20 protein-coding genes and 1 pseudogene are annotated in these 20,173 nt (G+C 60.5%); 9 read left to right on the top strand and 12 right to left on the bottom strand.

What is annotated here, in order from left to right; translation table 11 throughout:
• Nucleotides 1–14 precede the first annotated feature (14 nt).
• The 3 genes from ACSKT0_RS09580 to ACSKT0_RS09570 all read right to left on the bottom strand — a co-directional run bounded on the left by ACSKT0_RS09580 (nucleotide 15) and on the right by ACSKT0_RS09570 (nucleotide 3,001).
• Nucleotides 15–1,004 (bottom strand): hypothetical protein, encoded by a 990-nt coding sequence (locus ACSKT0_RS09580; RefSeq protein ID WP_437773518.1) that lies wholly within the window; start codon nucleotides 1,002–1,004, stop codon nucleotides 15–17.
• A 239-nt stretch (nucleotides 1,005–1,243) separates the two neighbouring features.
• Complete coding sequence (locus ACSKT0_RS09575; RefSeq protein WP_437773517.1) at nucleotides 1,244–2,413, bottom strand: hypothetical protein; 1,170 nt, start codon at nucleotides 2,411–2,413, stop codon at nucleotides 1,244–1,246.
• A gap of 438 nt (nucleotides 2,414–2,851) precedes the next feature.
• Nucleotides 2,852–3,001, bottom strand: a complete 150-nt coding sequence (locus tag ACSKT0_RS09570; protein ID WP_437773516.1) for a hypothetical protein — start codon at nucleotides 2,999–3,001, stop codon at nucleotides 2,852–2,854.
• Between the two features lie 119 nt (nucleotides 3,002–3,120).
• Here ACSKT0_RS09570 and ACSKT0_RS09565 point away from each other — a divergent pair, with 119 nt between their 5' ends.
• Nucleotides 3,121–3,918: a hypothetical protein gene (locus ACSKT0_RS09565; RefSeq protein ID WP_437773515.1), complete on the top strand. Its 798-nt coding sequence runs from the start codon at nucleotides 3,121–3,123 to the stop codon at nucleotides 3,916–3,918.
• A 20-nt stretch (nucleotides 3,919–3,938) separates the two neighbouring features.
• Here ACSKT0_RS09565 and ACSKT0_RS09560 read toward each other — a convergent pair whose 3' ends face one another.
• Together ACSKT0_RS09560 and ACSKT0_RS09555 are read right to left on the bottom strand one after the other, a co-directional pair.
• Entirely contained in the window at nucleotides 3,939–4,919 is a 981-nt protein-coding gene (locus tag ACSKT0_RS09560; protein WP_437773514.1) for a hypothetical protein, read from the bottom strand.
• Nucleotides 4,916–5,404 (bottom strand): hypothetical protein, encoded by a 489-nt coding sequence (locus ACSKT0_RS09555; protein WP_437773513.1) that lies wholly within the window; start codon nucleotides 5,402–5,404, stop codon nucleotides 4,916–4,918. The genes ACSKT0_RS09560 and ACSKT0_RS09555 overlap by 4 nt, the downstream gene beginning before the upstream one ends.
• A gap of 213 nt (nucleotides 5,405–5,617) precedes the next feature.
• On the opposite strand from ACSKT0_RS09555, the gene ACSKT0_RS09550 reads away from it, so the two are divergent.
• Nucleotides 5,618–5,977, top strand: a complete 360-nt coding sequence (locus ACSKT0_RS09550) for a hypothetical protein (RefSeq protein ID WP_437773512.1) — start codon at nucleotides 5,618–5,620, stop codon at nucleotides 5,975–5,977.
• Between the two features lie 67 nt (nucleotides 5,978–6,044).
• Here ACSKT0_RS09550 and ACSKT0_RS09545 read toward each other — a convergent pair whose 3' ends face one another.
• Both ACSKT0_RS09545 and ACSKT0_RS09540 read right to left on the bottom strand, forming a co-directional pair.
• Nucleotides 6,045–7,046 (bottom strand): hypothetical protein, encoded by a 1,002-nt coding sequence (locus tag ACSKT0_RS09545; RefSeq protein WP_437773511.1) that lies wholly within the window; start codon nucleotides 7,044–7,046, stop codon nucleotides 6,045–6,047.
• A 285-nt stretch (nucleotides 7,047–7,331) separates the two neighbouring features.
• Nucleotides 7,332–7,544 (bottom strand): hypothetical protein, encoded by a 213-nt coding sequence (locus ACSKT0_RS09540; RefSeq protein ID WP_437773510.1) that lies wholly within the window; start codon nucleotides 7,542–7,544, stop codon nucleotides 7,332–7,334.
• A gap of 445 nt (nucleotides 7,545–7,989) precedes the next feature.
• Between ACSKT0_RS09540 and ACSKT0_RS09535 the strand changes: the two genes are divergently transcribed.
• The 3 genes from ACSKT0_RS09535 (at nucleotide 7,990) to ACSKT0_RS09525 (ending at nucleotide 11,370) form a co-directional block, all read left to right on the top strand.
• Nucleotides 7,990–9,075, top strand: coding sequence for a hypothetical protein (locus ACSKT0_RS09535; protein WP_437773509.1), 1,086 nt, complete (start codon nucleotides 7,990–7,992; stop codon nucleotides 9,073–9,075).
• A gap of 649 nt (nucleotides 9,076–9,724) precedes the next feature.
• The gene (locus tag ACSKT0_RS09530; protein ID WP_437773508.1) at nucleotides 9,725–10,927 is read left to right on the top strand and encodes a hypothetical protein; all 1,203 of its coding nucleotides are present in this window, start codon (nucleotides 9,725–9,727) and stop codon (nucleotides 10,925–10,927) included.
• Nucleotides 10,924–11,370, top strand: a complete 447-nt coding sequence (locus ACSKT0_RS09525; protein ID WP_437773507.1) for a hypothetical protein — start codon at nucleotides 10,924–10,926, stop codon at nucleotides 11,368–11,370. The genes ACSKT0_RS09530 and ACSKT0_RS09525 overlap by 4 nt, the downstream gene beginning before the upstream one ends.
• 8 nt (nucleotides 11,371–11,378) lie before the next feature.
• Here the strand turns inward: ACSKT0_RS09525 and ACSKT0_RS09520 are convergent, their stop codons facing one another.
• Nucleotides 11,379–12,386, bottom strand: coding sequence for an AbiV family abortive infection protein (locus tag ACSKT0_RS09520; protein ID WP_437773506.1), 1,008 nt, complete (start codon nucleotides 12,384–12,386; stop codon nucleotides 11,379–11,381).
• A gap of 97 nt (nucleotides 12,387–12,483) precedes the next feature.
• On the opposite strand from ACSKT0_RS09520, the gene ACSKT0_RS09515 reads away from it, so the two are divergent.
• Entirely contained in the window at nucleotides 12,484–13,683 is a 1,200-nt protein-coding gene (locus ACSKT0_RS09515) for a DUF4238 domain-containing protein (RefSeq protein WP_437773505.1), read from the top strand.
• 269 nt (nucleotides 13,684–13,952) lie between these two features.
• Here ACSKT0_RS09515 and ACSKT0_RS09510 read toward each other — a convergent pair whose 3' ends face one another.
• Complete coding sequence (locus ACSKT0_RS09510) at nucleotides 13,953–15,041, bottom strand: zinc-ribbon domain-containing protein (protein WP_437774001.1); 1,089 nt, start codon at nucleotides 15,039–15,041, stop codon at nucleotides 13,953–13,955.
• Between the two features lie 24 nt (nucleotides 15,042–15,065).
• Nucleotides 15,066–15,719, bottom strand: a pseudogene (locus ACSKT0_RS09505) (hypothetical protein); the annotation flags it as partial.
• Between the two features lie 332 nt (nucleotides 15,720–16,051).
• Between ACSKT0_RS09505 and ACSKT0_RS09500 the strand changes: the two are divergent.
• From ACSKT0_RS09500 to ACSKT0_RS09490, 3 genes are all read left to right on the top strand, one after another.
• Nucleotides 16,052–16,819 carry a hypothetical protein gene (locus tag ACSKT0_RS09500; protein ID WP_437773504.1) on the top strand — a complete coding sequence of 256 codons (768 nt, stop codon included), beginning with the start codon at nucleotides 16,052–16,054 and terminating at the stop codon, nucleotides 16,817–16,819.
• Nucleotides 16,819–17,448, top strand: coding sequence for a hypothetical protein (locus ACSKT0_RS09495; protein WP_437773503.1), 630 nt, complete (start codon nucleotides 16,819–16,821; stop codon nucleotides 17,446–17,448). Before ACSKT0_RS09500 ends, ACSKT0_RS09495 begins: the two co-directional genes overlap by 1 nt.
• Before the next feature lie 207 nt (nucleotides 17,449–17,655).
• Nucleotides 17,656–17,973: a hypothetical protein gene (locus tag ACSKT0_RS09490; RefSeq protein WP_437773502.1), complete on the top strand. Its 318-nt coding sequence runs from the start codon at nucleotides 17,656–17,658 to the stop codon at nucleotides 17,971–17,973.
• A gap of 1,267 nt (nucleotides 17,974–19,240) precedes the next feature.
• On the opposite strand, the gene ACSKT0_RS09485 is transcribed toward ACSKT0_RS09490, so the two are convergent.
• Complete coding sequence (locus ACSKT0_RS09485; protein ID WP_437773501.1) at nucleotides 19,241–19,945, bottom strand: Fic/DOC family protein; 705 nt, start codon at nucleotides 19,943–19,945, stop codon at nucleotides 19,241–19,243.
• Nucleotides 19,945–20,172 (bottom strand): hypothetical protein, encoded by a 228-nt coding sequence (locus ACSKT0_RS09480; RefSeq protein WP_437773500.1) that lies wholly within the window; start codon nucleotides 20,170–20,172, stop codon nucleotides 19,945–19,947. The genes ACSKT0_RS09485 and ACSKT0_RS09480 overlap by 1 nt, the downstream gene beginning before the upstream one ends.
• Nucleotide 20,173: the final 1 nt, after the last annotated feature.

The following is a 20,173-nucleotide window of genomic DNA, read 5'->3' as shown; positions in this document are numbered from 1 at the left end:
GGCGGAAAGCCGTCTCAATCTGTATCAGTCGATGCGCCCCTGATGCGGACGGAGGACTGAATGAAGTCTCCAGTCACTTGAAGCAAACTGACGGTAACGAAGTGGTCAGGTGCCTGAGCCCGATGGACGGCGTTGTTGCGTGCCTCACTCAGGCGTTTCAGGTCCTCGAAAGTCACATCGAACTCGAACCCGGAGACTCTCGCGATGTTGATGCAGACGCCCAGCGTTGCGCCCTCCAGGCGGTCACGTTGTCGCTGTGGAAGCTCCTCAATTCGCTCCTCCAGAACCCGGACAAGCGTAAGTTCAAGCGCCGCCGCGGCGTCGATGATCGCACGCCGGTAAAACCCTCGCGCATATGCCGCATTCGCGTCACGAATAAGGAGACGCTCCAGCGGAGGCTCCTTACCGTCACGGACAGCGGCCAGAATAAATCGCCACTCTGCAGCGGTGACCGGCCGTATGCGACGCGTGGTGAGTTGAACACCCAGATCGCCTTCGTGAGGTGGAACAATGAACGTCAGCCCGGCCCCGAGCGTTTCCGCATCGTAGACCCGATGGCCGGGGTCGAGATCCTGCCCCGTGAAAATCTCTGCCCAAGAGCGTACTCGGTCGAACCAGAATTTGATGATCTCTCCGAGCTGCTGCTCAGGCCTCCTCCATGCTCGGCCTGTATCGGTTGGAGCCTCGACCGATGTGATCACTAATCGGCGTAACGCGGTCGCAGGTTGAAACTCCTCAGGAACGTGCGCCGCGTACTCTGTGGTCCACGCGACCACCTCCCCGTTGAGGCATTCGGGGACCTCAATGCCCTCGAACGCCGGAGGCCCGCTAACGGGAGGACGGACCTCCGGCATTGCAACATCAAACTGGACTCTGCCGTACCCGGAACTAAAGATCCCTCCCAAAGCTGCACAGCTCACCCAAATGGGAACAGGCAGCTCGTAGATCGCCGTCACGGTCTCGGAAGCATGTGGAGTCATTTCTACCGCGTTCATCTCGTTCACGGCTCCAAACTACTTTGTCCCGCCCTCGCATTAGTGTCCGGACGTCATCGTGGCCGACTGCCTTTTGAAAGGTGATCGTTACCGGAGTTTTCATTGAGGAAGGCAACGACGATGCCATTCGTAGACGCAGTACGCAGCGTCCAGAAAGATGCCCGTCGAGGCTGGGATCTGGAATCGTCACCAACCCGTCCGGGGACAACCCATTTGAATTGGTCATACTTCTTCCGTCATGGGCTGCCTCAGCTGTCAACGACAGACTGAGCCTCACGGGCGAAGGCCAGTGCCTCGTCGCGCAGGCCGTACAAGACCAGGGCGTTGCGGAGAATGATCTCGGGCTCGTAGGTGAAAGTGGCTTCCAGCCGCCTCATCCTTTCCATCACCTCGATGTCGGTCAGGTGGCCCAGCCAAGCCGCGATCTCTTGCTTATTCGGGGCTCCAGCCATCGTGCTGATCATGTCAGCCAGCTCTTCCCTGGCTGAGGCTGCGCCGAGACGCAGTTGATAGCGGTCCACGGCGCTTGTCGCTGAGCCCACCGAGATTGCGCTGCGCTCATCTTCGTGACCGACGGCGATTTCGTACCGAGTCGGAAGCGCGGGCTCGGGCGGTTCCGCACCCGTAATGAGGCGTGGCACCGCCTGTGTGCGGACCCAAGACGAGATTTCCTCAAGTTCCTTAATCAGGACCGGCCATCGATCCGTGCCCGGCCTGTTGATCCCCACGGTCGGAAACAACGTGACCGGAACTCTGGTACCCAGTGGAGTCTCTGCGACGACGTCCCCCACGCGCATCGGTTCCTCCGGCAAAGGGGAATAGTCGCGCAGCGAGCGAGGCTTCTGGTCATCCCTGAGCACGGCCGCCAGCCTGACAGCCGTGATCGCCGGTGTCCTGTGCTTCGCATGGTTCGTGTGAAGAACAAGCCGCGCCAACGGGTGATGGTCCGCTTGTACCTGCCGATGGAAGGGCTGCAAGGCTTCAATCCGACGAGCCAGCTCGCCACCGGCGCGTAGCGATGGCGGGCCATTCCGAACGCGCTTCTTCGTCCACTCAGAAAACTTCTCATACGTGTCCGAAGCCGGCATCTCGACCAGTTTGGCAGCCTTCTCATCGAGCGGCGCACCGTCGAGGAACTCTGCCTCAGCGAACAATGTGTGCTCAAGCGCCGCACGTAACGCCACCAATGCGTCGGCCACGATTAGCGGCACCTTGCGCGGGATCGGAGCCACCCTTTCCACAATAGTTTGGCTGACCCGGTCCACGAGCACCTCCGCCAGCTGGAATACACCATTAGGTTGGGTCTGGTAGTCGAAAAGCAGATCTGCGACTTGTCCGATTAGCTCGTCGGCGTGCGAAAGTGTCGCGGCGACCCCGAGATGGCGCTCAGGAAGCCAGGCATACATGTGATCGGTCATGAGGACACTCTAGGAGTGAGCCCGGACCGATTACGCAACACGCAGCAGGGGTACCCGAGCCGAGGGGATCAGCTGTTCCTCCCTGTCGCGTTGTCCCCGTAACGGGCATAGCTCTTACACACCTCCCCCGAGACAATGGTCCACATGGTCAACCGCCGCCAATCATTGTCGGAACGCCAGATGGAGGTCCTGAAGTGGGTGGTCGACGGGTGCCCGGACGGGAGGTGGGAGGACTACTCCTACAAGCGCACGACCTACGCACTGGCCGATCGGGGCCTGGTCGTAGTGGACCGTCGACGAAACTCGTGGTCGGCGCAGGTGACCGAAGACGGCCGCAACTACCTCGAGCATCGTCGGTACCCGCAGGATCCTGATGATCAGGACTCACGCCCCGCGGCTGCGGAGCAGCAAAAGAAACGCCGCGCCGTAGTCGAACTCTCAACGGTCGATCTCGTCGCCGAGCTCCAGGTCGGCGACGGGGTTCTCACCATCCCCGATCCTGCCCCGGACACGCGCGCCAGCTACCGCCGGGCGATCAGCAAAGCGATCTCCGACGGTTCGGTGCCCGAGGGCTACTTGCTGCGTCACACAGGCCGTGATCACGGCGACCTGGTGATCCGCCTGATCTCGCGTGATGACGGCGGTCAAGCGAGGAAAAGCTTCCGCCCATACCCGTCCCCACCACCCTGGAAATCGTCCACGAGACGGTGCGGACGCTGCGGGACAAGCGCCCCAGGCTCCTCGATGTCGCGGACTCGTCGCGCGAACGCGCCCTGCTGGTGCTGCAGGCCATCGCGGAAGAGTGCGGCCGACGAGGCTACGAGTTCAGCCTGCGTCCCGACGACAACCCGACCTTCCAGATCAGCATGGATGGTGTCTCCTTCGGTTTCGTCATGTTCGAGGAATACGAAAGCCGGCCCGTGATGAACGAGGCCGACCTCAAAGAGGCGAAGTACGATTGGCAGCGGGTTCGGTCGACTGTGCGGAAGGTCCGCTCGGGCAAGCTGGTGATCCGGACCGGTTCGCGCCACTCCCCTGTCTCTTGGGCGGATCGGAAGCGATGGAGTCTCGCCGGCCGGTTGCCATATCTGTTCGCCTACGTCGAGCAGTCCACGATCGAGACCATCGAACAGCGCGCAAATGCGGAGCGCGAGCGCATCGAACGCCGACAGGCATGGGAACGGGCGCTCGACCGGGCGAGACAGCTCTGCGTGACCGACCTGAACCGCCGGCGGCTCGATGATCAGCTCGCCGCCTCCCGCCGGGCCGAGAACCTCCGCTGCTACGCAGACAGCATCGACCGCCAGGCCGAGGCCATGGACGACGCCGAGCCGGCGCTCCAGGCCCGTCAGTGGGCGGCGTGGATGAGATCGGAGGCCGACCGCACCGATCCGCTGCTCCGCCTTACGGATCTGGCCTACGTTAGGCCGGAGGCGATCAAAGACAGCGACCTGGACGCCTTCATGCCGCGCGGAATGAGCGTTTGGCGTCGCCCTCCCCAGTAAGCGGGAGAGGGAGTTGAGTTCTACCCGTGCGGTTGGTCGGCACGGAGCATCTCGACGGGCGTGCCCAGCTCGCGCTCAAACCTCGAGGCGAGCGCCGGGTGACCGTAGGCGCGCAGGGCGTCGATCGCGCTCTGGGCGACGTCACCGACTCGCTTGATCTCCTTGCGCAGCTCGACCAGCTCATCGAATCGCTCGACGTTCTCAGCCCCGCACCAAGACCTCAGCACGTCACGTACGGGCCTGCCGTAGTCGCGGTCTACCTCCTCGGAAATCTCGGGGGAGATGTAGTCGTCCCGCCGTCCCCTCGACGGGTGCTCACCGTGGATCGCGGCGTACCGCGCCTGCCTTTCCTCGGCTTCCACCCGCTGGAGGACCTTCTCCGCGTTCTGCTCGGCGACGGTGCGCGCAACGAGCTCAGTAGCCAGCCAGGGCGCGACGACCGCCCCGTCTTCCGTGAAGGCCTCCGGGTGGTCGGTCAGCTGTTCCACCCGAAGGCCCAACCGCTCCGCCAGCGCCTCCTTCTGCTTGATCGTGATCGAAGCCCCGCGCCGGTAGTTGATCGTGGCGAGCTCGTTGTCCACATACTCGTCGAAGATCTCGCTGGCGGCGTAGTCTCGAGGATCTTCCTGGCCGGGGCCGACAGCGCACATTCGCGCCCAGCGCTCTTCGCGGGCCCGGAATTCCGCAGCCTGGCTCCACAGCACCTTGAGACGTGCCGGCGGGACCCATTCCTCCTTGCCCTCGAACTCGTCAGAAACGAAGCGCGCCAGGACCCGCGCAGGCTTCTGTGTTCCCTGCCGCACGACGCGCACTTCCACCAACGGATCGACACCTCGGGCGCGGTAGGCCCATGACTCACCGGGTTCCATACGGTGATCATCTCCCACCGTGCTCCAGCCGAGCCAGCCCTCGGTGCTGCTAATCGCTCCTACTTGCAGGAACGCCGGCGTGCCCCCTGAGGACTGCAGCATTCCAGAGGTGAGGCGCTGCAGGGCCATCATGATCGACGCTGCTGCGCCTCACGACTGATTCTCGTGGCGATGTCGGCACTGGAGCCGTGTGGCCACTCGCTGCCGAGGCACTCGCGCACAACGGTGACGTCCCGCGCTTGGTCGAGCACTATCCGCTTCGACTTGACGACGAAAGCGGACTTCTCGATCACCACAAGGCGCAACCCCTCTTTGGGGATGAGCAGACGCTTGCGCTCGTCGTAGATTCGGCGCTGCTCTCCGCGGCCGACGCCGGAGACGGTTTGGCGTCGGTCGAAGAACGGCGAGGGCTTCGAATGCTGCTCCTCCTGGAACTCGACCACTAGCTCGAGATCCGGCCAGTAACAGTCCACGGGGAGCCCTGTGCCGAGAGGACGCGCAGTAGAAGGATCGCCGCGTAGCCAATCGAATATCGCCTGACGGCGGCCGCTCGCGCCGAGGACCTCGTCGCACAGGTCGAGCACGTAGTGCTCATCGGACTCAGCGCGGCCAGCCATGCGTTAATTCTCGCAGAGCCCGGCTGGGCGTGGACAACGGCATGGACCCCGCTCAGAAAACGGTCGTATGACGAACACTGAACCGGTGGGCCAGCTGTGCGATTCGGGGTGCTCTCCTCTTCGCATGGGCTGGCATATTTCGTTGTCTGCCAAGGCCCGGTGTTGGCTTGAAAATTCGCGAAATATAGTCGTTTTCCGTGGAAGGAAAGACCCATGACATATCAGCTTCTTTCATCGTTTCCGTGGGGTAACCGTGGGGCGAACGCCGGCCTAGATGGAGCTATGGCGCGTGGTGGGAGTCCCCGGGGCTTCACGGTGCGTGTGATCATTGCGCGTGAGCCGGTGCCGATCGACCGATCGGTGTTCGTTGATCTGCTGGAGATCTCTGTGGTGAAAGGCCGGGCACCGTACATCCGCGCCCTCGAGATGTCCTGGATCGGCGGCGCGCTGTTCGCTGTCGCGGGCCGAGCGGGGCCGTCCTCTGGTCGGCCGCAAGACTGGTTGGCGGTCCAGTTCGTGGTGTTCGGATGGGTGATTGTCGCACTGGCGTTGGCGACCACGAGCCTGATCTAGGACGTTCCGGCCTGTTGCGATGGAGGAGCTGCGCCCGCGGCGGTGAACCGGCGGCCTCGCTGAAGGCTTAGTTTCGGGTTTCGAACGCGTATTCCCGGACGACTTCTTGGACCAGATATTCGACTATCGGTAGGAGGGCCTCGTCAGGGACGCCGAGCAATGCCAAGGCGTCTTTGTAGAGCTGACGGAGCAGCGCTTCCCGCTCTTCATCGCTGAGTTCCGGTCGGCTCAAGACGGCTTGCAGTTGTTGGGAACGGACCAAGATGCGCCCGAGAGGGAGCAGACCGGCCTTTCGCCCCATGCGCTTGCCGAGGAGGCTCGCGAAGGGCGGGAGGACCAAGTTCTGGTGGGCCTGAGCGTAGCTGGCGAAGAGGTCAGCGGGCATGGATTGGTAGCGAGCGAGGTGTTCGGCGAGGAGGCCCACGCTCGCATCAGCGAGGCGGACTGGAGACCGGCGCACCCACGGGTCTCTGGGCCTGCCGCTCAGCCTGTTACCAGGGCGGACGTGGCGTATGAGGGATCCGGCGCTGGGGTGGGCGAAGTAGTTCGATACGGGGCCATAGACCCTGCCATATAGTTTGGTCATCCGGTCTCCGCCGAGTTTTCCGTCGATGTGCTTGGCCATGTCTTTCACCGTGGGCGGCTGGCGTGAGGTACCGAGCGTGGCGACGGCTTCCTTGAGGAGCTCATACGGCACGATGTCGTCGACTAGTGCGGCGATCGCTTTGAGGCCGGTTTGGAGCTCGTTGGCCCTCAGGCCGCGAACCGCGTCGTCGGCGCAGAGGCAGTAGAGGCCCAGGATGCAGGTCTCGAGTGCGGCGCGTGAGAGGACTGCGGCGGCTTCGCGATGTCCCCCACGGGTGAGTCTGCGTGTCTCCCGCTGGAGCCAGAGGGTTCGGAGCATCGCGAGCTGGGCGATGTGGAAGCTCGTCGTCTCCTCGTCTTCCGGCCAGGACCGGCACGTGACCAGCGCTTTCGCGTCACGTCGGACCCGAAGCCTCCGTCCAAGGTCCGGGAACGGGAGCCCGCCGCGGAGGATGGGTAATGCGATGTCCCGCAGAGTCGTCATGGGAACAAGGGTGGCATACCGGTGCGAGCCGAACGAGAACGTGACCTCCTCGCGGGTCGGATGGTCACGCGGATGTCCGTTTGCAAAGGCACGATGAGGCATGCTCCCTCGGTCCCTTCAGGCTCAACGAGTGACTTAGTTGAGGTGAGGGCGTGACTCGCTCGGTGCCCTCACGACGGACGTATAGTCAACGGTCTGCGCCACTTGGTAGTAGCCCAGATTGCCCACTCATGTTCCTCTCGCCGAGCACTGTATCGCGATCATATCGGTCGGCCCGCATGACGATCAGTGCCGGGCTTCGCAAGCGTCCCGCTCTGGCTGTCTCCGCAAGCGGGGATCAGCCATGCTGATGACGACGGCGGTGGGATCCGCACGGACATGAGCGTCGAGGTACGCGGAAGACATGTAGCAGACGTACGTGGACTGGGCGGATACCTCGTTCTTTCGCCGCCCGTACAGTCCGGGAAACTTGCCGGTCAGATTCTCCTCGAGGAGCACTCGGCTCGACTCGCAGAGCGGCTGATCGATCTCGGGGGCGACCGCTGAATACGGAGCGGATAGCAGAAAAGGAAGGGCCCCGAAAGGGCCCTTCGATTCGTTGTCTCAAGGAAAGGGGCGGGCTGCCAATACCCCAGCTCCAGCGGCCCAAACAGTTTCCAATCCATACTGCCACCATAAGCGGGATGCCCCGCCTCCGGCTTGGTTTCCTTCAGACGTTGTTGAATGGGCTGATGTCATAACGATGCTCCTGTTTCTCAAATTTCGACGGTTTTTGTGGTCCTTCTGACGAAGGTGTTTCGCTTGCGAATTTTTCTTTCGAAAATTTCGCTCGCTCAATAGCCGCAAGAAACTGAGGATCAGCAGACCCGCCATTTCCTCTATTGCGAAGCCCCAGATTTGAACTGGGTCAAGACATGTCGGACGACCTAACTAGGCTGGTTGCATGACCTCTCAACCCCGAGTGCTCGACACTGCTTCGGAGTGGCTCCAGCCAGCCCTTTCGGATCCGGACGGCGACGTCGTCCTCACGAGCCCTTACCTCTCCTATGTCGTATGCAGGAGCATCGCAGACGCGGCGATCGGATCATCCCGCTCATGGACCCTCTACACAACGCTGGATCCATTTGCCGTGGCGAGCACGTTCCTCTCGGTCCAGGGAATGATGCTCATGATCGACGCGGGAGTCGAGGTTCGCCACGTAGACAGCCTTCACGCCAAATGCTTCATCGTGGGCAGCCGAGGGATGCTAGGATCCGCGAACCTCACCGGAGCGGGACTGGGCAGCTCGGTGAATGCGAACCGTGAGCTTGGGGTCGAGCTAGATCCGGATCAGCTTGAGGAGGCCCGGACGATGATCAACGCCTGGCCTTCCCGATCAGTATCGAAGAGCGATCTCGACGACTTGGCCGTGCAAGCCAAGATGCTACCGAAGCCCGCCCCGGGGGTGAGGGACCAGGACGGAGACTCAGGGCTTCTCGACGTCGAACAGCTCCTTGCCGATGCTCGGGAACCGCAGCGATCTCTCTGGGTGAAGGTCGAGGACGGCGCTCCGGACTTGGACCAGTGGCGGCAAGAGTGGAGATTTGCGAACCCAGGTTCAAAGCGGGGAGACAAATGGATCGGAGAACCCTCTATCAAGACCGGCGATCTCGTCTTCATGTGCGCGACAGGGACCAAGGACTGCTACGTCGTGGTCGAAGTGACAACAGATCCGGAGCTTCTGCCGGAGGACTACGTCGAATGGGCTGCTCGCCGGGAGGGCGAGGACCCGGAGCGGTGGCCGTGGGTCAACCGCACTAGGCCACGCCTTGTTCCTTCGAGTCTCATCGATTTCAAGTACGAAGACCTCCGTGGAGGAAAGAAACTACCTCGTGGAAGCCGTTTCCGGCTGAGCCCTGAGGAGTTCGTCGCAGGCGTCCGAGTACTCGCTCAACTGCCGACGGAGGGATTCACTCGCCATAAGGCGGATCATCCGATCCGTATGGCATGGTCACCCTTCGTGTCTCAGGATGAGGCACATTCGCGTTGAGCGCTGCGTGCCATTCGTCGAAGTTCGACAGCAGCACCCGTTTCCAAGGAACCCGGCAGGTAAAAAATGAGCCACCAACGTTACTAAAGGAGGTGGGTCGTTGTCGTGCCACAAAGGTGTCCATGAGCAGGTCAGAACCCGCGTGATTCCGGGGATTTTGATACCCATCTCCTATAGCAACTTTAGTGAAACGGAGTTCTTGCGGTCACGCCGCTCATTGTTGAGTTAGGAGGTGGGTACTTTAGGAACACCGTTTTCGCTGGTCAGCGCCGGTTTCGCACAATCCAAAGATGGCACTGGCGTGACGGTCAAGCCCATCGTCCCGTCGTCAGTGGACAGCGATCAGGTCTTTGCGGGAGTCCATCTGATGGAAGATCGGCCGACGAAAGTTGAATAACGAGATGGGTGGCATTCGACCCAACACGGACGCCAGTGCCATCTTGTCATGAAGCCGTTTTCCGACGCTTGGCCTCTCGAAACATCGCGCGATACCAAACCGCGGGCGCGGACCTGAGCTGGTCAAGGGGTGGTGATTCACGGAACACGACTGGAGTCATCGTGAATCACCTATCCGGGCTGTATAGGTGTCGAGCTCTTATGATGCGATTACGACGGTGTACATTGCGATGGCATAAGCAAAGAATTGGTAATGTCGAATAGCGATTGGAGTTTTGGGGGCTTCACGATGCGGGTAATGATTGCCGGCGAGCCGGTGCCGATTGACCGATCGGTGTTCGTTGATCTCCTGGAGAACTCCGTGGTGAACGGTCGGGCACCGTACATCAAAGCCCTTGAGACGTCGAAGATCCAATACTCCGACCTCTTGGACCTTGCCCGGAAGGCCGAGATTCCACACCCGCTCTTCTTCGCACCTCCGGCCGTAGTGAAAGCGCAATTGCATACGAAGAGCGAGAAACTCCTGCAGGGAGTTGCACCTGAGACGTTCACCGTTAACTCACGAACAATAGTGAAACTGCGAGGTGTCGAGCTGATTTTGAAGGACCTCCTACGCAAACAGGCGCTGGCCCGGAAGCACGACCCTACGCTCGTAAAGAACAGGATCGTCGGGCTGCTCCGCAAACCACGTCCGACCGTGTCTGAAGATGCCGCTGCTCTCGTCAGCGCGCTCGGGCTCGATCGTGATGAGATCCGTGGGGCTCGTAAGAAAGAAGCCGCACTGGATCTCATCATCGAGCGGCTCGAAGCCAATCAGGTGCTCGTTTCTCGAAGCGTACGGGGCTTCATGCCCCAACTTATCGAGGTGCGCTTCAGCGGGATGACCGTGCGTGACTCCAAGGTGCCGTACATCTTTCTGGCTGGCGGCGACCACGGCGACTTCCAGGAGCCGACCGGGCGGCAGATCTTCACCCTGGTCCTGATGGCGGTTCTTGTCGCGCGCGGGATCTTCGCACCGGTCAGTTACGACGCGAACAGCACCGCTCCTGACGCGGGTCGCGAGTACGACATTGTGGGTGAAATTCTCATGCCCGCGGCGGAGCTGCAAGGATTCACGCTCGAAGAACTGGACGACGTGAAGGCCGCGGCTGACCTGTTCAAGGTAACCCCTAGCGCCGTGGCGGTCAGAGCGATGCGCCTAGGCAGAATCACCCCCCTGACCGCGAACGGTCACCTGCACGAGCTCAAGAAAAAGTTCCTCACCAGGCAAAAGCCGAAACCGCGCCAGCCGAAGCCCGTCAACGCGATAAAGAAGTACAGCGGCCGCGACCTGACCACCCGGATGCTCCGCGCGGTCGACGAGCATCGGCTCTCCCAGCGCGAATTCTGCCGGGTCGTCTGCCTGAACCGCATCGGTCCTAGTGACCTCGGGGATTTGAAGGCGGCGCTCCGATGAACGAGGAGATGTACCTCATCGATAACAACGTGCTCTCCCACTTGTCGCCGGCACAGCGAGCGAGCGAGTTCTTCCGTACACGGTGCCGGATCCCGGCTGAGGTGCTTCATGAAGCCGTGGGGTATGCCAACGTGGATGCACTCAAGGCTGTTGAGTATCCGACCACAATGACCGTGCTGAAGTTCCTCCAGAGAGTCATGGCCACAGTGCCTGAAGACGACACGGCACTAGTGAACCTCTACGCCAACAAGGGTGCAGCGGACCCGATGCTTGTTGCCTGCGCCCTGAATGGCATGCAGGAGTCTGCGAGCTGGCTCTTCGGTCCGAAGTGGATCGTCGTCTCGAATGACAAGGCGGTTCGCGCGAAGGCCGAAGAATTCGCAGTCGAGTCATGCTCGCGAGAAGTATTCGCCACCCGGACGCAGCAAAACTGGAAAGTTTGAACTATGGGTTACCAGTAGTCGTCCAGGCCGTATTGGCTGCTGAGGTAACGGTCTTGGCGTTCCCTCAGAGTCTCCATGGAAACAGCTTCTTCCTTCAGATCGAGAGACAGAAGCGGGAAAGTCCATTTCTCACGAATCAGACGTAAGGCACTGCCTAGCCCCTCGGACGGACCTGTGTCCGCGGGCAGGGCCGCTGTAAGTACCTCCTGGGCCCTGTCCCGGCAGAACTCCCAGCGAGTACCTGAGTCGAACGCTGCTCCCTTCCATACCGCCGCCGTAGCCCGAGCACCTCTCTCGGTGAGAAGCCCTGCATGCTTCATGGCCAGGACTAGACGGGCCGCTGAGGTATCGACAAAGAACTGGTCCGGGTCGCCTCCAGTCCACATGTAACCATCATCTGTCTCCTCGTAGTCCACATAGAGGGCGTTCTCCCGGGTCCTGAGCAGGCTATTGCGCCATATCCAGTCCACATCATTGGGTCCATCAAGGTAATGGCTCGGACGAAACCAAGTTAGGTAGCGTTCGATCTCAGCGAAGTCTGCAGGATTGCTCGCGTGGACATTCGCGTAGATTAAGCGCGGAAGGTGCGAGTAGAAATAGTCGCACCCCTTGCGAGCCATCCTCTGGTCATGCGTGCGCGCGATATCAAGAAGAATGAGCGCTTTGGCGCTCTCCTCGAGGCAGATGGCCTGGAGTGCTCCCGCTCCGGACTTTTGGCCTTCCTTCAAGAGGTGTTCTATCGACCACATCAATTGCTGAACATGGGCCCCCAGATGCTCCAGCCCGTCGCCAATGACGGAAAGTCGTTCCTCCCGCTTCAGTTCGAATATGCGGTTAAGTCTGCGCGCCTGCTTCATAATGCAGGCCCTCCGGAAGGGATTGAGTTGTCCAGAACCATGGCAAGTCATGCTATCCGAATCGAATTGGGCATGCAGTGCCTCATCAAGCAGGAGAGAACCTCCACAGACGTTCGCGATCTGCCAGTCGCTCAAGGTCCCCAGCTGCGGAGCCAGCACGCGAGCTCCGCTACATGTGGACCCGCTTCAAGTTGTCTGTTTTCGCGCTGCCTCCAGCTTATGCTGGGCCCGAAGAAAGTGCTCCAAGAGTACGGTGATGACGACAATACCTAAGGGTCTACATGAATCGGCGGAGCTCCCCAAGCGTTACGCGCAGTCGATGGAGGAAAAATTGAGCAGTCAACCCTCGTCGCCAGATGTTCCGGTTGCCGAGCTCCCCGAAGACAGTTTTCTCCGGGAGCTGGTTGAGCGGTCACGGACAAATGATGCTGCCCGAAAGCACCATGTTGTACCCAACTCCTACCTGCGGCGCTGGTCCGGACCGACTCATCGGGTACAGGTTTCGGATCTCAACACAGGCAAGTCCTATGTCACATCCCCCGGGAACGCCGCACGGGTTACAGACTTCTATCTCCTTGAATCGCCCGACCTCGATCCGGACGAGATTCCTCCGGCATTCGTTGAAAATCTGCTGGCTCTTATCGAAGGACGGGCGGTTCCGGCACTGGACACTTTGCTGGCACATAGTGCTGACGGAATGTCCGGACAGGACAAGGCCGACATCTCGGTTTTCCTAGGGTTTCAGTTGGCGCGGGGTCAGCAGACGCGGGAGATGATTCAGCAGCTCGCTGCAGACATCTCCCCGCATCTCCATTCCGTCACCAACATGACAGAGGATGGTATCAAGGCGCTCCTCGCCTCAAAAAAGATCCCCTTCACGGAACAAATATTGACGGAGGTCACTGACTTTCAAAAAGGTCTGCAAGACGGCTCAATTGTTATGCTGCCCCAGCAGGCAGCATTGGTTGGGATGCCCATTTCGATGGCGATGGAGCTCGCGGAACACCTGTACATCAGGCACTGGGTGCTGTTTCGGACGCGGCCTATTCTATTCACCTCCGACGAGCCTGTTGTCGCGATTGGAGGACCAGGTCGCCCACGTAACCGACGCGCTGGCATTGGCACAGCCCCCGTAGTTGTGTTCCCTATTGCACCCGACGCTCTGCTGGTGATGTTTAGTAACGAGCCCAGGCCGGAATATCTTGAAGACCTCACCTTAATAGAGCTGGCTGAGGTCAATCGGGAGACAGCTGCATCAGCCAGCCGCTGGGTGATCGACCGGGAGGGCAGGAAAGCAGCTCTGGCATTCGATATTCCTCCTTGGCCAGACTCGGTTACCAGCGTCGAGGAGCAGACGATCGAGAACGGCAACAAGCTGATGCATGGCACGTGGCTGAACCGTTGGGCCGGCACCGATTCGCCCCCGCCCTGGCCTGTCTTGAGATGGTTCCAGTAGGAAACATGCCACCGCCCTCCGGCCGGCTTGCGATGCTGCACTGGACCCATGCTCAGCTACGAAGACATCATCCTGCTCGGACAGGAACGGGTTCTGGTCATCCAGGAGCACAAGAACGGCCGCTTCTTGTGGGGCCGGACGTGAAAATAACCCGCATGGCACTGGACCAGGAATGTCGCCACGTTCAATCGCGTTGGTGACGGAGCTGGGTTTGTCGTCGCTTACCCTCTCCGCCGGACTTCATCCGCACACTCTGACGATAGCCTGCATCAGGCGGTGGCTTTTTCTTCGACTGTCTTCCTGTCTTCGGCTCCCTCAAGCCATGTTAGGACCTGCATCACGCTGTGCACCGGGCGTGGCGCTCTGGAGTACACGCGGATCTCAAGGTAGTTCTCGTCGTCTATGCCTAAACCGGATAGCTCATCTTCTCGAAGACGCACGACCGTGTAGCCGGCGGCCACTAGGTCCACGGACTTGCGGCGGTCCACTTCTGCCTTCCCGGCTGGCGAGTGCCAGTAGAAGCCGTCGTACTCGATCGCGATTTTCCGATCGCCGTACTTGGCGAGGATGTCCACTGTCCAGGTTTTTCGAGTCGCGAAGGCAGGGTCCCTCAGGGACGCGCCGGACCGCACTCTGGTGAAAACCTTCCTGCACTCGGCGAGATGTTCAAGCTCGACCTTGGATTTTCCGGTTTCCCGGCATTCCGGACACTCGGCACCGGCGGACCGGGATGAGAGGGGAGCTTCCCAGAGGTGTTCGGGGTTCACCGAGCACACCCACTTCGGCGTGAATGATGTCGACGCGGTAGGGCGGAAGTGCCATGCGCTCAAGGGGTTCTCCGGGCTCCACTCAGCGGCCAGGCCTGGATCCACCCAAGCCAACGAGCCGAGGATCGTTTCACAGCGCGGGCAGCGCAGGCGAAGGTACTTGTCGCGATCCCTGACGGGGTCTTCCCACTCGTGCCCGCAGTAATCAGCTTTCCACCAGACTTTTCTCTTGGAGTCGGGACCTACACTGTCCGGGGTCCATCTGGGGCCGTTCTTCGTGGGGTGCCACTGGCTGGCGATTTCGGGCAGCATCTGCCGCAGAGTCTGCCCGCCCTTCTGTCTGGTGGCGTTGCCGCGACATAACGGACAGCCCGACCTGAGGTAGGTCAGCGGGCTCACCCGGGGGTGATGTCCCTCGGGGCAGGCGAACCTTCGGAGGTCCCCGGAGGCCACCATCACGGTCGTTGCTTCGTCTTCGTCGTCCCAAGCGGCTAACAGCTCAGGCAAGTCGCTTACAGGCGTCTCCTCGTAGCGTTCGTACTCCTCATGCCTTCGCTGCCGGCATTGCGAGCAGTCCGGAAACCTAGTCATCTCGAAAACCGCGGCGGGGAATTTGTGTCCGCATTCGGGGCACACCCATTGGCAGACACGTCTTGCTCGCACTGTCAGGGTGTTGAAGTCGGTCTCGTCGTTGGCGTCATGGTCCCACCACCGCAGGGCCTCATTCTCGGACTCGCACAGGAGGTCCTTCTGTTTCCCCTTGCTCGGACTGGGGGTACTGGCCGACTTTCCGTTGCGCCGGCAACCGCAGCCCCAGCCGATGTCCCCCGGCCGTTTTGCTTCTTGTCGCCCGCACCGCTTGCAGCGTGTGATGAGCGCATACTCGGGACTAGCCAGGGGCGTGATTTCTTCCACTGCCTCAAAGCTGTTGGCCGCCAATAGCTCGATCAGCCGCTCTCTGCTGACCGGGCCTCCTGGATAGGCGATCTGTGTTGTCCGGGCCGCCCAGAAGCAGCGGCGGCAGGAAGGTTCGCGCCTGCTACTTAGCTCCAGGAGGTACTCGAGGCGATAATCGCATTCCGCGCCGCAGCTCAGGCACCGCGTGCGCCAGTATTCGTTTCTCCCCGGGAATGGAACAGCGGGTTCTAAGCCCAGCCCGGCGAGGATGTCGTTCAGACAGTCAACACACCATGTTGGCTTTGACGTCGTCCTGAAGGCTGCCGGCCTGCCGCAGCCTTCGGTTGAGCAGAGCTGTTCTCGTGCTGCCATGAGTCCCCCACTTTAGATCTGAACTGCCATTGTGCCAGAGCGCCGACGAATGTCGGGTAGGGCTGGCGTCCGAAGGTTAGGCCAAGGTAAGCAGAGAGAATATAGTCAGCCATTGAGATGCCGAACGGCATAAGGTGGCCGGCGGCCAGTCACAACGCAGTGGCGCGTCAGCACCCTGATAGAGTCATGCCGCAGCGGTTCGAGTTAGGCAGGGCTTGGGAGGGGAACAGGTGGGGCTTGGTTCGTGGTTTCGTGAGGCAATCGCCGGAAAACCGAATCCTCGGCAAGCTCCTGAGCAGGAAGCTCCAGATGAGCCAAAATTGACGCTGGGAATGACATTGCAGTTTAGCCAGTGCGTGGAAGTGGCTGGCACAACCACCTTCGCCAAGGATGCCGTCGCCGCCCTGGTCGACCGCAAGGGGCTCGGAGAACGTGGCTACTACGAAGGCCAGGCCCAGCTGCAGCGGGACACAGCGAACCCCGTCGATCCGCAGGCCGTGGCCGTCTTGGTGGAGGGACAAAAGGTTGGCTGCCTCCCGTCCTATGCCGGGAACGACCTACCCCTGCCGGCCGGCACCAGCGAGCCGGTGCACTACCAACTGCACATCCTCCGCGATCAGAAGCTGCTGGCTAAGGCTTACGTCTGGCTGGGCGACGGCGAGCCAGCATGGCAGTTCACAGCGCAAAACCCGCCTGCGCTTACCTCCAGGGAACGGATCAACAGCTCCCACGCGGAAAAGACAGCGATGGTCCGCGAAGCACTGCAGGGCGGCGGTGAACGAGCGCAGCAGTTCAAACGTGGCATGGTCGACGGTGTCCACTACCTTGAGCTCGTTGAGCCGATCAAACAGCTGAAGCGCGAAGGCCGGTTCGAAGAAGCCCTCGTCCTTTGCTACAAGGCCATCGAGGCCGCCGAAGGAAATGCCGGAGGCCGGGAACCTGCACCCTGGTACACGGAGCAGGCCGCCATCGTCCACCGGAAGCTCGGCCAGAAGAACGAGGAGATTGCGGTGCTGAAGAGGTGGCTGGCCCGCTGCCCGAAGGCCCACCGGGCAGGCAGCAGCATCGCCGAACGCCTTGCGAAGCTCGAGGCGAAGTGATGCCAGGCACGGAGTCCACAACGGAGCCTTTCGAGTGCGAGCGCATGCTGATTGATCGTCCGGTCAACTTCGGTAGAGGTTTCAGGATGCGTTGCGTCAATTGCAGCTCCATCAATTGGCTCAGCGCCGAAGAGTACGTGACGAGTCCTGAATCGATGATGGTCTGCAACAGGTGCGGGGACAACTTCAGCTTCGGTCCCGCGGTCATCGCGCTAACGGACAGCGAGGATCCGGCGCTAGATGACGCTGCCCTTCCCGAGCTCGCTTGGTACCACACGACCACGGATCCTGAATGGCCCCGTACGAGGAAGCCGTTGGCGGATGATGTGCTCCAACATCTTCGCGAACGGGCACGATGGTCGGAAGAACGGATAGAAAGATACCGCATCCCTCGCGAGAACCAGGCCATCCACCTCGGTACTTATGAGGCCGCCATCGATTCGCTGCTGCGACGGATGCGCAACGAGGGAGATCAGGATTCGGCCTTCTACTTGCACCGGGTCCGTTTGCGTCCTGACCTGGTGATTGAACCGGGCTGGCGTGACGAAAACAGCGCTGCGGCTGCCAAGATCACCAACTTCGACCTGGCAAACGACGGCGTTGACGGCATCCGCTACCTGAATGCCTAAGAGGCTATCGGCAGCCTCTCGCTGGCGGTTGTCCGCGAGGCGATCGAGTCGACACAGTGCGTTGCTCTTCCTGTCTCAGAACTGGTCAGCCCACACGACAAGCAAACGCTGATCCAGCTTCGGTCACTCAGAGACGAGGTCCGGGCCACTGTCGCAAAACACTCGGACGATGCCCTCACACCCCTCGATAAACTCAGGCAAAAGCACATGCATCTGGCATATCAGTCGGCGAAGCCCTTGGCCCCGCCCGAGGCCTACGACGACATCCGCAAGATTGAGCAGTTCGCTGCCGATCTGTACCTCAAAGACCTTTCCCCCGTCGCCAGGGATGCTCTACTTCGGTCACTGCAAAGCCCACGGCCCGAAGACTCATACGAGCAGGACAGAGCGTGGTTGGAGAAGTTCATTGGCCTGGCAGCCCTGCTGACCCAACCGGACGCGGTGCAGGAGATTGTGCGCAACCGTCCGTGGCGCCAGATCCACCCCCACAGGCCAAGTAGGCTCTATTCTCCCCCACTCCGTTGATGGCCGACTGGAAACACTCTCGAAGGGAGGCCTGCCACTGCGCTTGTAGGGGCAGGCCTCACTCCGTCAGGTGCAGCCCGTGATCAGCAGATCCCCCGTCGTGATGTCGCTGGCAAGCCCGGTAGCCGAGGCGGCAATCAGAAGCTGGATTGTGCAAGGGCCAGGATCGGCGTGGGAAACTTCGTCAACCGAAAATCATCAGCAAGGAGGGAGCCCAAGCAAAACGGCCCCAGCAATGCCGAAGAACTCGTTCGAAAGACTAAAGCCAGGACTAGCGACACAGTGCCCGCGCCCATGGTGGTTCCGGGTCCTGAGGGAAACTTCTCGAGGTGCACGATTCGCGTACATCTAAAATCAGAAGGAGTCAAGTTTTGTCAACAGTCAGGGGCCAAATAGGCCCCTGACCTGCGAAAACACTGTGCCCGAGGTGGGACTCGAACTGCATTCCAGCCCCTGCAAACACTGGGAACTTACGAAAACATAGGCAATCCGGGCCAATTCGGCCGATGTACGGCTCAGTCCGAAGAGAAAACTGTTGACACTGTCAACACCCTCTTCTCCCCCTACCCGAACAGCTAATCCGGATCCTCTCCGAGAACATTCCCGCCCACGGAAGAGAGCTTAGGTCTGAAGCAACTCGAGACCGCGGATTAAGCGCCGCCCGCATATGGCAGATTCGCGTACAGCGCTTCCAAGCACTCGTGGCCCGCGGTGTTGCCCCGTTGCAAATCATTGAATTCATCGTTCGCGAGCCCGACATAGCACTTGCCCAATTGCGTGAACTACTACGAGAGATGGAGGACCCGTATGCGAGGCTCGCTGACCTTGGCCATCGCCCCGTGCTTTTACCCGATGACGATGTGCACCATGCGCTCATTGAGCGGCTCAAAGGTGTCACTGTCTCAACGTCGAAGAATGCGGGAGCCCAATTGAGGGTTAATTTGTTGCGGACAGAGAGATAGGCGGCGCCGTCTCGCAGAGAGAACTCCGGGCACCGGGAATGCGCGTTGTCATGCGCCAATCCTCGCCCCAGCTCACGGAGTCTGCCGGCGCGCTGGCATGTTGTTGCAAAGAAATCAGCGAACCACTCTTTTAGCCCAAGGGGGCCGCGACTCTCCCGGAAGGGTGCCCTCGCCGTCCGGATAGCCAACCCCTCGATGCCAGACGAGAGAGCAAGCCCACACCCTCGATTAAAGCGCATACGCCGTCCGTAAACCGGGTTCACGGTCATCATCGGGCTGACGATGATCTGCCCGGTACTTATGGGTTATTCTTCCCCCTTGGGATTGGCGTGTGTTGAAGTCGGGACAGCTGCCGGATTACCACCGATCGGGGATCTTACCTGGTATAACTCATCGTCGAGTATCGACAGGCCATCCATGGGAGGTTCGAGCGCTTGCTCGAGCAGAACTCTGAAAGGCTCACCAGAACCCTTCTTGAAAGCTCGGATGGAAGTGCGTTCGTTGTCGAGTTTGCTGATATTACGCCAGGCAAAAGTGCGGCCTGAGAGCTCTGCGATCTGATCCAAGTAGGCGCGTTGCGTGCGACCGTTGCCCTCGCGGAAGGGGTGAATAAAGTTCACCTTCTCCAGCAGGTCAGCCGCCTGTGCAATGAAGTCTTCATCAGTGATATCGGGGTTTGTCAGCAATTCCGTGCTCTGCAGGAATTTACTTAGCTCCTCTCCTGCGTTCAGGAAGAAATGAGTCGGCAGAAAATGCGAGTCACCCTTGGTGATTTCTACGGTTCTGAGCTGCCCGGCCCAATCCCAGACATCCTGGTAGAGCCGGCGGTGAATCTCCTGCAGGTGAGCCAAGCCGAAAGTCCCCCGCACGGGATCTAGTTCAATTTCACGACGGCGCAACAGTGAGTATTCGCGCTCGATTTCGAGAGCGTGCTGAGAGTCTCGGAGATCTTGCTTGTTTTTCAACACCTCGGTGCCGGGGTAACAATAGGGGTCATCGAATTTGATCATTATGCGCTATGGATCTCTTTCGCCCGGAGCTGCTTTGCGCGTTCACTGACTTTGAGGAGAGCAAGGGGCAGCTCCAGCCGCCCAACGACATACTCACGCACCACTTCTAGGCCGGTCACATCGGGCATTGCACCTTCGAGATCCCAGCTAGCCAGAATTTCAGTCATGGCTTCTCGGCGCTTCTCCACGGGGTCGACGGAAGGTGTGCGGATCTTCTCGAATGACATC

It is taken from the genome of Arthrobacter sp. KNU40 (genome assembly GCF_051515115.1).
GTDB lineage: Bacteria > Actinomycetota > Actinomycetes > Actinomycetales > Micrococcaceae > Arthrobacter.
This window is presented reverse-complemented; position numbering and strand designations above follow the sequence as displayed.